This window comes from Microbacterium kyungheense, from assembly GCF_006783905.1.
Taxonomy (GTDB): Bacteria; Actinomycetota; Actinomycetes; order Actinomycetales; family Microbacteriaceae; genus Microbacterium; species Microbacterium kyungheense.
Genome location: NZ_VFPE01000004.1, coordinates 74423 through 88518, shown reverse-complemented (window position 1 = coordinate 88518; position 14096 = coordinate 74423). Strand labels below are relative to the sequence as shown.

The 14096-nt window shown below is 72.0% G+C and carries 11 protein-coding genes; 5 read left to right on the top strand and 6 right to left on the bottom strand.

Going from position 1 to position 14096, the window contains the following annotated elements; all coding sequences use genetic code 11:
• Nucleotides 1-2: 2 nt before the first annotated feature.
• Nucleotides 3-272 carry a WXG100 family type VII secretion target gene (locus FB391_RS14155; RefSeq protein ID WP_141895377.1) on the top strand — a complete coding sequence of 90 codons (270 nt, stop codon included), beginning with the start codon at nt 3-5 and terminating at the stop codon, nt 270-272.
• Between the two features lie 225 nt (nt 273-497).
• On the opposite strand, the gene FB391_RS14150 is transcribed toward FB391_RS14155, so the two are convergent.
• Genes FB391_RS14150 through FB391_RS14140 form a run of 3 tightly spaced genes read right to left on the bottom strand, consistent with a single transcriptional unit; the run spans nt 498 to nt 3868 of the window.
• Nucleotides 498-965, bottom strand: a complete 468-nt coding sequence (locus tag FB391_RS14150) for a recombinase family protein (protein WP_141895375.1) — start codon at nt 963-965, stop codon at nt 498-500.
• 44 nt (nt 966-1009) lie between these two features.
• A complete protein-coding gene (locus FB391_RS14145) occupies nt 1010-2779 on the bottom strand; it encodes a cation:proton antiporter (protein WP_141895374.1) in 1770 nt (589 codons plus the stop codon).
• 39 nt (nt 2780-2818) lie between these two features.
• The gene (locus FB391_RS14140; protein ID WP_141895372.1) at nt 2819-3868 is read right to left on the bottom strand and encodes a malate dehydrogenase; all 1050 of its coding nucleotides are present in this window, start codon (nt 3866-3868) and stop codon (nt 2819-2821) included.
• A 95-nt stretch (nt 3869-3963) separates the two neighbouring features.
• Between FB391_RS14140 and ypfJ the strand changes: the two genes are divergently transcribed.
• From ypfJ to FB391_RS14125, 3 genes are all read left to right on the top strand, one after another.
• A complete protein-coding gene (gene ypfJ, locus FB391_RS14135) occupies nt 3964-4839 on the top strand; it encodes a KPN_02809 family neutral zinc metallopeptidase (RefSeq protein ID WP_141895370.1) in 876 nt (291 codons plus the stop codon).
• Nucleotides 4836-5885, top strand: a complete 1050-nt coding sequence (gene pip, locus FB391_RS14130) for a prolyl aminopeptidase (RefSeq protein ID WP_246093530.1) — start codon at nt 4836-4838, stop codon at nt 5883-5885. Before ypfJ ends, pip begins: the two co-directional genes overlap by 4 nt.
• A 546-nt stretch (nt 5886-6431) precedes the next feature.
• Nucleotides 6432-8000, top strand: a complete 1569-nt coding sequence (locus tag FB391_RS14125) for a DEAD/DEAH box helicase (RefSeq protein WP_141895369.1) — start codon at nt 6432-6434, stop codon at nt 7998-8000.
• Nucleotides 8001-8270: 270 nt separating this feature from the next.
• Here the strand turns inward: FB391_RS14125 and FB391_RS14120 are convergent, their stop codons facing one another.
• Nucleotides 8271-8855, bottom strand: coding sequence for a TetR family transcriptional regulator (locus FB391_RS14120; RefSeq protein ID WP_141895367.1), 585 nt, complete (start codon nt 8853-8855; stop codon nt 8271-8273).
• A gap of 103 nt (nt 8856-8958) precedes the next feature.
• On the opposite strand from FB391_RS14120, the gene FB391_RS14115 reads away from it, so the two are divergent.
• Nucleotides 8959-10197 (top strand): FAD-dependent monooxygenase, encoded by a 1239-nt coding sequence (locus tag FB391_RS14115; protein WP_141895365.1) that lies wholly within the window; start codon nt 8959-8961, stop codon nt 10195-10197.
• A 293-nt stretch (nt 10198-10490) separates the two neighbouring features.
• On the opposite strand, the gene FB391_RS14110 is transcribed toward FB391_RS14115, so the two are convergent.
• Both FB391_RS14110 and FB391_RS14105 read right to left on the bottom strand, forming a co-directional pair.
• On the bottom strand, nt 10491-12227 hold the full coding sequence (locus FB391_RS14110; protein WP_141895363.1) for a GMC family oxidoreductase: 1737 nt from the start codon (nt 12225-12227) through the stop codon (nt 10491-10493).
• Nucleotides 12224-14002: an aldehyde dehydrogenase family protein gene (locus tag FB391_RS14105; protein WP_185843103.1), complete on the bottom strand. Its 1779-nt coding sequence runs from the start codon at nt 14000-14002 to the stop codon at nt 12224-12226. Before FB391_RS14105 ends, FB391_RS14110 begins: the two co-directional genes overlap by 4 nt.
• Between the last annotated feature and the right edge of the window lie 94 nt (nt 14003-14096).

Here is a 14096-nt window from a genome sequence, read left to right as displayed (position 1 = left end):
ACATGGCCGTTTGGGGTCTTGATGTCCAGCAGGTCCGCGAGCTCTCGAGCCAGCTCAACGGCAAGGCGAGCGAGATCCAGTCGATCCTGTCGCAGCTGACGTCGAAGCTGAACTCGACCCACTGGACCGGCCCGGACGCCGACCAGTTCCGCAACGAGTGGTCGGGCGAGCACACCGCGTCGCTCAAGAAGGTCATCGCCGCGCTGCACGACGCCGGCCGCAAGGCTCAGGCCAACGCCGCCGCGCAGGAGAGCACCTCCTCGTCGCTCTGATCGACGGATCCTGACACGAAGGCGGTCCCCCTCGGGGGACCGCCTTCATCGTCGTGGCGAGTCGCCAAGATCGGCGCGCGGTTTCGTCCCCCTGTGGCGAGTCGCCACATCCCAGCGTGCACGGCGGACGTGGCGAGTCGCCGAGCTCGGCGACGGACCTCCCGCTTCTGTGGCGAGTCGCCACGATCGGCGGAGTGGATGCCGGCGGCCGCGGCCGCGCCGCGCTCAGCGCCCGGCGTCGTAGAGGTGGCGTCCGCCGTGGCTGACGACCTTCACCACGATGCCGCGGCGGTGCAGCTCGGTGACGGTGCGGGTCTCTTCGTCGATGTCGCGGCCGAGCGCGTGCACGTTGGCCACGACGACGACGTCGCCGCGCGTGAGGCGGCCGAACAGGCGCGTCAGGCGCTCCTCCCACGACTCCAGCGTCTCGGGCGCGGGGTGGCGGAATCCCTCGATCGGCACGCCGAACCGCGTCAGGTCGTTGCGCTGCTCGACCACCGACGGCATGTCGTCGCGCGCGATCACGAGGCCGACCAGACGGGATCCCGCCGGTCGCGCGAGCCACCACGTGCGGTCGCCCTGCAGCTCGGTGAAGCACTTCGGGCACTCGGCAGCGGTGTGCGGAAGGGTGAGCGGCGCGGTGTCGGGCGTGACGGCATCCTCGGATTCCGCCTGCCGTGTCGTGTCGCTCATGTGAGTGCCCCCTTGCTCGGCCCCCATTGTCTCACCGTGCGTGCTCAGTCGTCGCGCAGGCGCAGCTCGACGCTGAGCTGGTCGGCGTCGAGTTCGGCCAGTGCGCGACGCAGGGCCGCGGTGCTGTACGCGCCGCCGTGGCTGAGCGTGCCGAGCTCGGCGCGCATCGCCTCGATCGACGCCAGCCGCAGTTCGAGCATCTCGCCGGTGAGTGCGCCGAGCTTGTCGTCGCGGGGCTCCATGATGCGCGCGTTGCGCGCCATCAGCTCTGGCGAGAACGGGGTGCCGTCGCGTCGCGTCAGCTTCGGATCGCGCAGAGCGGACGCCGCAGCCAGGCGCAGCTCGTCGTCCAGGCGATCCAGCTCGAGCTGGAGGTTCCCATCGCCCGCCGACACCGGGAACTTCAGCAGCTTCACGAGCCACGGGAGAGTGAACCCCTGGATCGTGAGGCTGCCGATCGCCACGGCGAACGCGATCAGCACGAGCAGCTCGCGCGCGGGCGTCTCGCGCGGCAGCGTCTGCGCGGCCGCCAGGGTGACGACGCCGCGCATGCCCGCCCACACGATGACGGTGCCGTGCTTCCAGCCGAGCGGCTCGCCCTGGTAGTAGTCGAGATCCTGCAGCATGCGGGTGACGCGGTGGCGCATCGACGTGAGGCGACGCTGGGCCCTCGGATCCTCGACGCGCGGCGGCGGCGCGTTGCCGCGCACGGGGAACGGTGCGGACCCGTCGGCGATCTGGTCCAACCGGTCGTTGAAGGACTCCAGCCGGGCCTTCGACCTCTGCTTGCGCCGCGCCCGCCTGCTCTGGCCCCACACCAGCACCGACACGTAGGCGGCGCGCACCGCGACGATCACGACGAAGGCGAGGGCGGCGATGCCGAGCCCGGTGCCCAGGCCGTTGTGCTGCGCGAAGTTGGCGCCCACGATGTCTTCGAGCTCGAGGCCCATGATGAGGAAGACGGCGCCTTCGAGCACGAGCTCGACGGTGCGCCAGTTGAGCTCGTCCGACCGGCGCTGCTCGGGCGTGTACCAGCGGGCTGCGCCCTGGCCCGTGACGATGCCCGCGACGACGGCGGCGACCAGGCCCGAGCCGCCGAGCTGCTCGGTCGGCAGGTACGCGACGAACGGCACCACGAACGCGATCGCGGTGTTCGCGGCCGAGTGGGGGATCAGCGCCCGCAGTCGCAGGTTGAGCCAGCCCACGATGCCGCCGACGACGACGGCGATGAACACGCCCCACGCGAACGCGGGGAGGAAGCCGAACGCGGCGTCCGTCGCCTCGACGCCGCCGGTGGCCGAGATCGCGAACGCCGCCGAGGCGACCATCGTGCGCATCAGCACGAGCGCCGTGGCATCGTTGAGCAGGCTCTCGCCCTCGAGCATCGTGACCACGCGCCCCGAGATGCCGAGGCGCTTGACGATCGAGGTGGCGACCGCGTCGGTCGGGCTGAGGATCGCGCCGAGGGCGACCCCGAGGAAGATGTCGACGCCCGGGATCATGGCGTGGAACAGCAACCCGAGCGCGATCGAGCTGATGAGCACGAGCACGAACGCGAGGCCGGCGATCGGACCGAAGTCACGGCGGAACTCGATCGCGGGGATCGACACCGCCGCCGAGTACAGCAGCGGCGGCAGCACGCCGACGAGGATCCACTCGGGGTCGATCTCGGGCATGTCGACGAACGGCAGCAGCCCCACGACGACCCCGATGACCACGAGGATCAGCGGACCCGCGATCCGCACCTTCGGCGCGATCGCCGTCGCGACCGCGATCGCGATGACGGCCAGGATCACGACGACCAGCGCTTCCATGGCTGAGAGCCTATTGCGCGGGCCGCCTCGCGCTGCGCGTCAGCCCAGCACGCCGAGCGCCCGCACGGCGTCGCGTTCGGCGACGAGTTCGTCGACGGATGCCGCCAGCAGGCGCCGTGCGCGATCGTCGAGGTCGAGGCCCTCGACGATCTCGTACCCCTCGCCCTCCGACCGCACGCCGCGGGAGCGGACGGGGAACGAGCTCACGAGTCCTTCCGGCACGCCATACTCGCCGCGCGAGACGACGGCGGCCGACGTCCACGTGCGGCCGGGCGTGCCCAGCTGCTCGTCGCGCACGTGGTCGATCGCGGCGTTGGCGGCCGAGGCGACCGACGACGAGCCGCGCACCTCGATGATCTCGGCGCCGCGCCTGGCGACCCGGGGGATGAAGGTGTCGTCGAGCCACGCCCGCGCCTGCTCGGTACCGCCCAGACGCTCGGCGAGCGCCTCGAGCACCGGCATCCGCTCCATCACGCCCTCTCGCACGTATGCGTGGGCGACGTCGGGGAACTGGCTCGCGGAGTGGTTGCCCCAGATCGTGACGTCCTCGATGTCGCCCGCCGGCACCTGCAGCGCCTCGGCGAGCCGGCCGACGGCGCGGTTGTGGTCCAGGCGCGTGAGCGCGGTGAAGCGCTCGGCGGGAACGTGAGGAGCCGCGGATGCCGCGGCGATGAGAGCGTTCGTGTTGGCGGGGTTGCCCACCACCACCACGCGCACGTCGTCGTCGGCCACGGCGCCGATCGCCCGGCCCTGCGGGCCGAAGATGCCCGCGTTCGCGGCGAGCAGGTCGGCGCGCTCCATGCCTGCCGAGCGCGGACGGGCGCCGACGAGCATCGCGATGCGGGCGCCGCTGAAGGCGGTGAGCGGATCGTCGGTGACGTCCACGTCCACCAGCTGCGGGAAGGCGCAGTCCTGCAGCTCGAGGGCCGCCCCCTCGGCCGCCTTCATGCCCTGCGGGATCTCGAGCAGCCGCAGCCGCACCGGGCGGTCCGGCCCGAGCATGTCTCCTGCTGCGATGCGGAACATCAGGGCATATCCGATCTGCCCGCCGCCGCCGGTGATGGTCACGGTCGTGGGTGCGCTCGCCATGCCCCGAGCCTATGCCCGTAGCATCCCGAGCCGGATCCCGCCATATCCCCGGCCATTCCGTGCCCCGATCAGGCTGTCGCGGTACCGTGACAGACATGACGTTCAACGAGAACGCCAACGTCGGGGGGAACACGGCGAGGCGTCGCGGAGCGGGCGTGGCTGTCGCAGGCGGCGGGGTCGTGGGCCTCGGCGCCATCGCGGTCCTGCTCCTTCAGCTGTTCACGGGGCAGGATTTCTCCAGCGTGCTGCCCCTCGGGCCGGGCACCGAGGCGTCCGGCGGCGGCGACACCGAGATCGCCCAGTGCGAGACCGGGGCCGACGCCAACGCGAACGACGAGTGCCGGCTCGCGGCCGGCAGCGTCGTGCTCGACGAGTACTGGGCGACACAGGTAGAGGGCTATCGCCAGCCCACGCTCGTGATCGTCAACGGGTCCGCGTCGTCGTCGTGCGGCACGGCATCCAATCAGACCGGGCCGTTCTACTGCCCGCCGGATCAGGCCGTCTACGTCGACCCGACGTTCTTCGCCCTCATGCGTCAGCAGTTCGGCGCATCGGCCGGCGACCTCGCCCAGCTGTACGTCCTAGCCCACGAGTACGGGCACCACGTGCAGAACATCACGGGCATCATGGACCAGCACCCGAACAACGGCACCGGTGCCACCAGCAACGGTGTGCGCACCGAGCTGCAGGCCGACTGCTTCGCCGGCGCGTGGGTCGGGGCGATGACCGAGCAGATCGACGACAACGGGGTGCCGTACCTGGAGCCGCCGACCCAGGCGCAGATCGCCGACGCGCTCAACGCGGCGGGCGCCGTGGGCGACGACAACATCCAGGAGCGATCCGGGGGCTTCACGAACCCCGAGACATGGACTCACGGCTCCAGCGAGCAGCGGCAGCGCTGGTTCCAGCTGGGCTATCAGGGCGGCGTCTCCGCCTGCGACACGTTCGGCGTTCCGGGGGGAAGCCTATGAACGAGCATCTCGACGACATCCTGTATCCGCCGATCGAGCCGTACGACACGGGCACGCTCTTCGCAGGCGAGGGCAACCGCCTCTACTACGAGCAGGTCGGCAACCCCGACGGCAAGCCCGTCGTCTTCCTCCACGGCGGTCCCGGTGCCGGAGTCTCGGCCTGGCACCGCCGCTTCTTCGACCCCGCGGTGTACCGCGTCATCCTGCTCGACCAGCGTGGCTGCGGGCGCTCCACGCCGCACGCCAGCGAACCCCGCGCCGACCTCCGCCACAACACCACCTGGCACCTCGTGGCCGACCTCGAACTGCTGCGGCGCAACCTCGGGATCGCGCGCTGGCAGGTCTTCGGCGGCTCGTGGGGGAGCGCCCTCGCGCTCGCCTACGCCCAGGCGCACCCCGAGTACGTCAGCGAGATCGTGCTGCGCGGCATCTTCACGCTGCGTCGCCATGAGCTGGAGTGGTTCTACGAGGGCGGCGCGGCATCCATCGTCCCCGATCTGTGGGAAGACTTCATCGCCCCCATCCCGATCCTCGAGCGCTCGCGCATGATGCAGGCCTACCACCGCCGGCTCGCAGATCCGGACCCCGCCGTGCACGTGCCCGCCGCCGTCGCGTGGACCCGCTGGGAGGCGGCGAACCTCACCCTGCTGCCCGACCGTCAGCTGGTCGCCGCGATGACCGACGAACGCGCCGCCGTCGCGTTCGCGCGCATCGAGAACCACTACTTCCTGCACGGCGGCTGGTTCGAGCCCGAGCAGCTCATCGCCGGCGTCGACCGCATCCGCCACATCCCCGCGGTCATCGTGCAGGGCCGGTATGACGTCTGCACCCCCGCCATGACGGCGTGGGACCTGCATCGCGCCTGGCCCGAGGCCGAGTTCGTGATGATCCCGGATGCCGCCCACGCGGCCTCCGAGCCCGGCATCGCCCGCGCGCTCCGCGCCGCGACCGACCGCTTCGCCGGCGCGGAAGGCGCTCCGGTGGCTTCTTCGGAGGCCGAGGAGCGGGATCGCATGCCCGAGCCCGACGGCGCCGAGCCCGTCTGACGCCCCCGCCCTCCCCCTGCCTCGCGCGACCACGCCCTTCCTCGCGCGACCTCGCCCCTTCCCGCGCGACCATGCCTCTTCCTCGGCGAGCATGCCCTTCTCGCGCGACCGTGCCCTTTCCCGCGCGACCGTGCCCTTTCCGGCCCGACCGTGCCCTTTCCCGCGCGACCGTGCCCTTTCCCGCGCGACCGTGCCCTTTCCGGCGCGACCGTGCCCCTTCGTTGGCGAACCCGCCCCTTCCTCGCAGGGGCATGCTCGCGCCGAAAGGGGCATGCTCGCGACGGATGGGGCATGGTCGGGAGCGGGAGGGCATGGTCGCGGGGCGGGTGGGCATGGTCGGGGATGCGGGGAACGCCCAGCCACCCACTGGTAGGGTGGAGAACCTTGCAGCGCCTTCGTGCGCTTCTCGCGTCGTAGAACGCTTCCCTCGCCGGCATCCGGATTCCCGATCCGAAGCACCCGGCTGACATCTTTCGTACGGCGACCCGCGGGCGAGATCCGCCCCGGCCACCGACAGGGCACCGTCGTGCCCAGAGACAGACATTCATGACCGACATGACTTTCGGCGCGCTCGGCGTGCCCCAGCCTCTTGTCACCGCGCTCGCCGCGGCCGGCAAGACCACCGCGTTCCCGATCCAGGTCGACACGCTCCCCGACACGCTCGCCGGCCGCGACGTGCTGGGCCGCGGCAAGACCGGCTCGGGCAAGACGCTCGCCTTCTCGATCCCGATGGTCGCGCGCCTGGGCACCACCCTCGCCGGCGGACCGCGCCGCAAGGGCCGCCCGCTCGGCCTCGTGCTCGCGCCGACCCGCGAACTCGCGACCCAGATCGACGCCGTGCTCGCGCCGCTCGCGAAGGCGTACAACCTCACCACGACCACGATCTTCGGCGGCGTGAACCAGAACCGTCAGGTGAACGCGCTGAACGCCGGCGTCGACATCGTCGTGGCGTGCCCCGGCCGCCTCGAGGACCTCATGAAGCAGGGCTTCGTGCACCTCGACGCCGTCGAGATCACCGTCATCGACGAGGCCGACCACATGGCCGACCTCGGCTTCCTCCCCGGTGTCACCCGCATCCTGGGCGCGACGCCGTCCGGCGGCCAGCGCCTGCTGTTCAGCGCGACCCTCGACAACGGGGTCGACAAGCTCGTGAACCGCTTCCTGCAGAACGAGGTGCTGCACTCGGTCGACGAGGCGCACTCGCCCGTCGCCGCGATGACGCACCACGTGTTCACGCTCGCCGACGCCGACGCCAAGAAGGACGTCGTCAAGGCGCTCGCCTCGGGCATGGGCCGTCGCATCCTGTTCATGCGCACCAAGCACCAGGCGAAGAAGCTCGCCAAGCAGCTCACGAGCCAGGGCATCCCGGCCGTCGACCTGCACGGCAATCTGTCGCAGGCGGCGCGCGACCGCAACCTCGCGGCGTTCTCGTCCGGCGAGGTGAAGGTGCTCGTCGCGACCGACGTCGCCGCCCGCGGCGTGCACGTCGACGACGTCGAGCTGGTCATCCACGTCGACCCGCCCATGGAGCACAAGGCGTACCTGCACCGCTCGGGCCGCACGGCCCGCGCGGGGGCGGAGGGTGCAGTGGTCACGCTCGTGCTCCCCGAGCAGAAGCGCGACGTGTCGCAGCTGCTGCGCAAGGCGGCGATCTCGGTCGAGCCGGTCGCCGTGACGGCCGAGTCGGCCGAGGTGACCGCGCTCGTCGGGCAGGTCGCCCCGTACGTGAAGCCCGCGCCCGTCGCGGCTCCCGTCCGCGGCGGTGGCCAGAGCCAGGGCGCCAACGCCCAGCGCAAGCGCGCTGCGCGCGAGGAGCGGACGGATGCCGGCGGCCAGGGCCGCGGCTCCGGCTCGGGCGGCGGCCGCCGTCGCCGGGGCGGTTCCGGCCAGGGCGGGCAGGCGCAGGCTGCCGGTCAGCGCCGGGATGCGGCATCCACTCACGAGAAGTCGTCGCACCAGCGTCACGACCAGAGCGCCGGACACGCGCGCACGGGCCAGCAGCAGGCGGGCAACCCGCGCACGCCCGGCCGTCGCGCGTCGTCCGGCGGCACCGGCAAGCTGATGGTCGGCTCGGTCGTCCGTCAGAACGGCGGCAACCGCCGCGGCGGCCGCTGACCCGGCATCCACTTCGCGAAACGCCCCTGTCGCCCCGTGCGGCAGGGGCGTTCCTGCGTCTGCCCCTGGGGTCGATCGTGGCGAGTCGCCAGGATCGGCGCGGGTGGCGTGCCGTTCTTGGCGAATGGCCAGAAACGTCCCGGGGGTTCGAAGCCGCTACGGGTCGTGGCGGGCGCGAACCGCTGTGCGTCAGGGGCGTTTCATGTGCGCGCGCTGGAGCGCGCTCCGCTCAACGACCGGGGGTCGCGGCGGGGCCGGAAGCGCTGTGCGTCAGTCCTCGGTGCGCCCGCGGTCACCGGCGATCGCCGCCACCGCGCGGGCGAGCTCGTCGCCGGTCGGCAGCGAGTCGGGGCTGATGATCCACAGCAGGCCGAGGCTCTGGACGAGCACGAACTCGAGCTTGGCGATCGCGTCGAGGTCGGCGGCATCGAGCTCGGGACGAGCGGAGCCCAGCACCTCGACGATGCCGAGGTGCGCCTCTTGCATGGCGCCCGCGAGCGTGCGGCTCGCAGCCGCGTCGCGCCAGACCATCACGGAGTTCTCGAAGCTCGCGACCAGGGCCTCGCGGTTCGCCGCGAAGATCTCGGGCATGCGGTCGAACAGCGCGGAGAACCCGTCGAGCAGGGGGAGTGCGGCGGTCTCGTCGACGACGGCCTCCATGGCGTCGCCGATGCCGCTGCCGAGGGATTCCGTGAGCGCGGCGCTGATCAGCTCGTCCTTCGAGCCGAAGTGATACCCGATCGCCGCGAGGCTGACGCCCGCGGCGGCGGCGATGTCACGAGCGGTCGCCCTGGCGACGCCGCGCTCGAGGATCACCTGTCGTGCACCGGCCAGAAGGTCTTCGCGATTGCCCATCAGCCCATCGTACCCAGTCGTCTGAGACATCCGTACTAGACAAACGTCTAAACGCTCTGTTAGACATATGTCTCATACAAACGTCTTAGAGATTGGATGCCTCATGAACGACTTCGACCGCACGCCCCGGGTCCTCGTCTCCGGCGCCGGCATCGCCGGCCTCGCCCTCGCCCTGCAGCTCGTCCGCTCGGGCGTCCACACCACGATCGTGGAGCGGGCCGCGGCCCCGCGGCCCGGCGGGCAGGCGGTCGACCTGCGCGGCGCGAGCCGCGAGGTCGCCGAGCGCCTCGGGATCATGGCCGACATCGACCGCTACCGCGTCCACGAGGAGGGCATGTCGTACGTCGATGGCGAGGGCAGGGTGTTCGGCCGCATGTCGATGGCCGACTTCGACGGCGAGGGCGCGGTGGCCGAGATCGAGATCGCCCGCGGCGACCTCGCACAGGTGCTGCTCGACGCACTCCGCACCGCCGCCGACGCCGCTCCCGGCCTGCTCGATCTGCGCTTCGGCGACCGCCTGACGGCCCTGACGCAGGATGCGACCGGCGTCGACGCCGAGTTCGAGCACGCAGCTTCCGGCCGCTTCGACATCGTGGTCGGCGCGGACGGCGTGCACTCGCTCACTCGGCGTCTCGCGTTCGGGCCCGAGGAGCAGTTCGCCACCTACCTGGGCGGGTACGCGGCGTTCTTCACGATGCCGACGCCGGTCGACCTCGAAGAGAACTGGTTCGCGATGCGGTTCGTGCCCGGTGCCACCTTCGGCATCCGTCCCGACCTCGACCCCGCGACGTCCAAGGCCATCCTCACCTTCCGCATGGACCGCGACCCGTCGCTGCGCGGCGACCGGACCGCGCAGGAGGCGCTGATCCGCGAGCGGATCGCCGGTGCGGGATGGCACGCCCCGGTCGTCCTCGAGGCGCTGGGTGCGGCATCCGATCTGTACTTCGACGAGCTCGTCCGCATCGACGTTCCGGATGTCGCGAACGGTCGCGTCGTGCTGCTGGGCGACGCCGCGTCGTGCGGCTCGCCCATGACCGGACAGGGAACGGCCACCGCGCTCATCGGGGCGTACCTGCTGGCGGCGCGGATCGCCGCGACGCCCGACGACGCCCCCGGTGCGCTGCGTCGCTACTCGGCCGATATCGCGCCGTTCGCCGAGAAGGGCAAAGAGATCCCGGGCGGCGGCATCAAGCGCATGGTGCCGGCCACGAAGTTCGAGGCCGCCATGTCACGCGCGATGACCCGGGTGATGTTCTCGAAGGCCATGCTGCCCCTCGTGCGCCGCATGTTCTCGGGCGGCACGTCCCTGCCGCTGCCCGACGTGGCGGTCCCGGTGGCGTGACGCGCGCTCAAGAGGGGGAGTGGATGCCGGCGCCCCGGCATCCACTCCTTCTTGGTATCGCGTGACCGCGGCGCGATCACTGCGGTGCGGACTTCGTGCAACAGGTCAACCGCGCGTCTGCAGGAGGATTCGCGCGAGGTTCTCCTGCGGAAGCGCGGTTGACCTGTTGAACCAGCGAGACGAAAGGCTCCGGGGGCGGGTCCGGGGCCGAGGCCGACCTTGTGCTCGGCGCGTTTCGTCTCGCTCGTTCCTCGCTCGCTCAACGGCCGGGGCCGGGGCCGTACCCCGAAGGATCAGCGACGGCCGCGCAGCAGGTCGGCGGCGACCTCGCCGATGACGATCGCGGGGGCGTTGGTGTGGCCCCGGATCACCGTGGGCATCACCGACGCGTCGGCCACGCGCAGGCCGGAGACGCCGCGCACCCGCAGCTCGGGGTCGACGACGGAGGCGGCATCCGTCCCCATGCGCGCCGTGCCCACCGGGTGGTAGAGGGTGTGCGAGTAGCGGCGCATCGACAGCTCGGCCCGCTCCTCGGGGGTCATGCGCTCGCCGCCCTCCGGCTGCACCCAGCCGCCGGTGGTGACCGTGCGCATCGCGTCGGTGTCGAGGAGGCGCTCGCATTCGGCGAGGCCGGCGAGCATCGTCGCCGCGTCGAGACCCTCGGCGTCAGAGAGGTAGGCGGGGTCGATCAGCGGCGCAGCCAGCGGATCCGCCGACGCGAGCCGGATGGTCCCGCGACTGCGGGGGCGCAGCAGGATCGCTCCGACCGTGAGCCCGTGGCGGGGCGTGGGCACGAGCCCCTCGCCCACGTACGGGACGGGCGCGAAGATGATCTCGATGTCGGGGAGGCCCTGCGGCATGCCGGCGCGATCCGCCACCGGCGTGCGCACGAACCCGTACGCCTCGCCGACGTTCGAGCTCAGCATGCCCCGCCGGCCGGTCAGGTACCGCACGAGCTCGATCGCCTTCTCGGCGTCGTACAGCGTGCCCGCGTCGGCGGCGGGCGCCAGGCCGGCGACCAGGTGGTCCTGCAGGTTGGCACCGACGTCCGGGGCGTCGACCACGACGTCGATCCCGTGCTCGGCGAGATGTGCGGCCGGCCCGATGCCGCTCAGCATCAGCAGCTGCGGCGTGTTGATCGCGCCGCCCGACAGGATGACCTCGCGCCGTGCCCGGATGTGCCGCGTGATGCCGTCGATGTCGACGTACACGCCGGTGGCACGCGGTTCGACAGGCTCAGCGCCCGCGACCGCGGGCGCATCGACCGCGGCGCCGACCGCGGCGCCCGGACTCCCCGTCCCGGTCCCTGCCGAAGGGGCGAACGTCACGCGCCGCACGTGCGCGCCGGTCACCACTCGCAGCCCCGCGCGCCGCTTCGCCGGTCGCAGGTACGAGTCGGCGGTCGACGCGCGACCGCCGCGGTGCTCACTCACCATGGTCTGTGAGAAGCCCTGGCCGGCCGGCAGATTCGGGGGAGTGACGGGATGCCCCGCCTCGCGCGCGGCGGCCAGGAACGCCGCCGTCTGCGACCGGGGGTCGCGCTGGTGCTCGACGGCCTGGGCGCCGTCGACGCCCTGTGTCGGATCAACGGGGTCGGCGGTGCGCTCGACGCGGCGGAAGTAGGGGACCAGGGCGTCCCACGACCAGCCTTGGCCGGCGGCATCCGCCCACTCGTCGTAATCGGCGGCGAAACCGCGGATCCACATCATCGCGTTGAGCGACGACGATCCGCCCAGGGTCTTGCCGCGCGGCCAGTACACGGTGCGGCCCTCGAGCTCGGGCTGGGGGACGGTGTCGTAGTTCCAGTCGTAGGCGCCGCGGAACAGCTTCGAGAAGGCGGCGGGGACGTGCAGCTCCAGTGCCTTGTCGGGCGCACCGGCCTCCAGCAGCAGCACCGACACGGTGGGGTCCTCGCTGAGGCGGGCGGCGAGGGCGGCCCCCGCCGAGCCCGCGCCGACGACGACGTAGTCGGCCTCGAGCCCGTCGACGCCGAACGCCTCGCGCCGTCCGGAGGCGCCGCGTCGGCTCATGCCTGCATGGCCTTGGTGAGCGTCGCGACGAGGCCGGGCAGCTTGCCGTCCACGAGGTAGCGGGTGAGTCCTGCGCTCACCTCGGCGCCCGTGCGCGAGCTCACGAACCACGGCGGCGTCGGCAGGATCGTGAACACGCCCTTGCCCACCGAGCGCGGGAACGGCCGGAACGGACCGCGCGCGACCGATCGCTCGACCCGGTCGAGCAGCAGCGCGTTGTGCACGACGCCGATGCCGCTCGACACGTCGGCGAGCGTCGCGCCGGGGAGCCCGCCCCACGTGAGGCGTGCGGTCAGGAAGTTGAACGCCGTCCACGTGTTGATGGCGATGTCGCCGTACCGCAGGTCGGCGATCGCCCGCTCGAAGCCGTCGCCGAGCGCAGCCTCCGTCACGGGATCGATGAGGACGTTGGCGCCGAGCGTGCCGGTGAGCTTCGCGTTCGCGTGGGCGACGGCCGCGTCGAGGAACTCCTGCCCGGTCCCCGCGACCTCGACGACCCCGAGGATCGGCGCGAAGTACTCGATGGTCTCGACCGGCGCCGGGTCGTCGCCGCCCTTGACCTCGACGATCGCGCGCGTGTGGTCGGCGCTCCACGCGGCGTCGGGATAGCTGGATGCTGCGTCCCCGAGCCGCTCGTCGCTGCGCGGGTACCACACCGGGCGTTCGGGAGCCGCGGCGTACGCCTCGTGCAGGCGGTGCAGGAACTCGGCGCGCTGCGGCCAGTCCGAGCTGACGATGACCACCTGGCCGGCGATGCAGTTGTGCCCGGCGTTCACGAGGCGCATGGTGGCCACGTGCTCGGCCTGGTACTTCAGGTCGGCAGCCGACCATTGCCCGGGCACGACGATGATCGGCGAGACGCCGCCCAGCTCCGCCGTGATCGGCACCTTCAGCTTCGGAGTCTCGCGCGTCGCCCCCTCGGTCGCGGAGCCTGTCGATGCGCCCCACACGATCGCGTCGAACGTCGCAGCCGATCCGGTGATGTGGACGTGCACGAGCCGGGGATGCGACGTGAGGAACGCGCCCGTCGCGGCTCCGCCGCGGACGATGCGCACGAAGCCGGGCTCGATGAGCGGCGCGAGCGCCCGCTCGAACACGGGCACGAGCGCGTCCTGCGTCGGATTGACCTTGAGGAGCGCCACGCGGTTGTGGGCGAACAGCTCGTACAGCACGTCGGCGACGGGGATCGAGGTGACGTTGCCGGCGCCCAGCACGAGGCCGACGCCACCGGGCTCGGTCGGCGTCAGCTGTGCGAGGCCGGCCTCGCGGCGCGCGTCGACGGCGGTCACGCCGGGCTCGAACCACACCTCGCCGGTGAAACCCGACAGCAGGAACCGCTCGGTGCCGTTCAGCGGGAACGTGTGCGCCCGCAGGCGCCCGCCCGGTGCGGTGTCGAGCTTCACGCCGTCGAGCGGGCTCCTGCCCTTCGCCAGCGCCTCGAGCGTCTCGCGCAGCGCGTCGAGGAGCCCGATGATCGCGTACGGGCCGCCGAGCCACTCCTCGCCCGACAGCGCGTGGCCGGGCTCCAGGCCCTTCGACATCGTGGCGGCGTCCGCCCACTCCTGGGCGACCGCACCGACGGCGTCGCGCACCCGGCCGAGCAGTCGCGCACGCTGGTCGAGCGTGAGCGCGGCCCACACGCGCGAGCCCTCTTCGAGGCGGTCGATGTCGGCGTCGAGGGCGGTGCGCTCGTCGTCCGCCAGCGTGGTGCCGGCATCCTTCGGCGCGGCCTTCTGTGCCCGCGGCTTCGCAGGGGTCGACGAGGTGGGGGCCATGGTGCTCTCCTTCGAACTCGTGCCCGGAACCCGGGTCGGGTGAGTCCGTCACCGGGCATCCTACGTCACGGGTCGCGTGCGCGGTACGCAGTTT

Excerpts from the sequence above, each read along its gene's own strand:
- FB391_RS14155 (WP_141895377.1), top strand. The coding sequence starts at position 3 with ATGGCCGTTTGGGGTCTTGATGTCCAGCAGGTCCGCGAGCTCTCGAGC.
- FB391_RS14150 (WP_141895375.1), bottom strand. The coding sequence starts at position 965 with ATGAGCGACACGACACGGCAGGCGGAATCCGAGGATGCCGTCACGCCC.
- FB391_RS14145 (WP_141895374.1), bottom strand. The coding sequence starts at position 2,779 with ATGGAAGCGCTGGTCGTCGTGATCCTGGCCGTCATCGCGATCGCGGTC.
- FB391_RS14140 (WP_141895372.1), bottom strand. The coding sequence starts at position 3,868 with ATGGCGAGCGCACCCACGACCGTGACCATCACCGGCGGCGGCGGGCAG.
- ypfJ (WP_141895370.1), top strand. The coding sequence starts at position 3,964 with ATGACGTTCAACGAGAACGCCAACGTCGGGGGGAACACGGCGAGGCGT.
- pip (WP_246093530.1), top strand. The coding sequence starts at position 4,836 with ATGAACGAGCATCTCGACGACATCCTGTATCCGCCGATCGAGCCGTAC.
- FB391_RS14125 (WP_141895369.1), top strand. The coding sequence starts at position 6,432 with ATGACCGACATGACTTTCGGCGCGCTCGGCGTGCCCCAGCCTCTTGTC.
- FB391_RS14120 (WP_141895367.1), bottom strand. The coding sequence starts at position 8,855 with ATGGGCAATCGCGAAGACCTTCTGGCCGGTGCACGACAGGTGATCCTC.
- FB391_RS14115 (WP_141895365.1), top strand. The coding sequence starts at position 8,959 with ATGAACGACTTCGACCGCACGCCCCGGGTCCTCGTCTCCGGCGCCGGC.
- FB391_RS14110 (WP_141895363.1), bottom strand. The coding sequence starts at position 12,227 with ATGAGCCGACGCGGCGCCTCCGGACGGCGCGAGGCGTTCGGCGTCGAC.
- FB391_RS14105 (WP_185843103.1), bottom strand. The coding sequence starts at position 14,002 with ATGGCCCCCACCTCGTCGACCCCTGCGAAGCCGCGGGCACAGAAGGCC.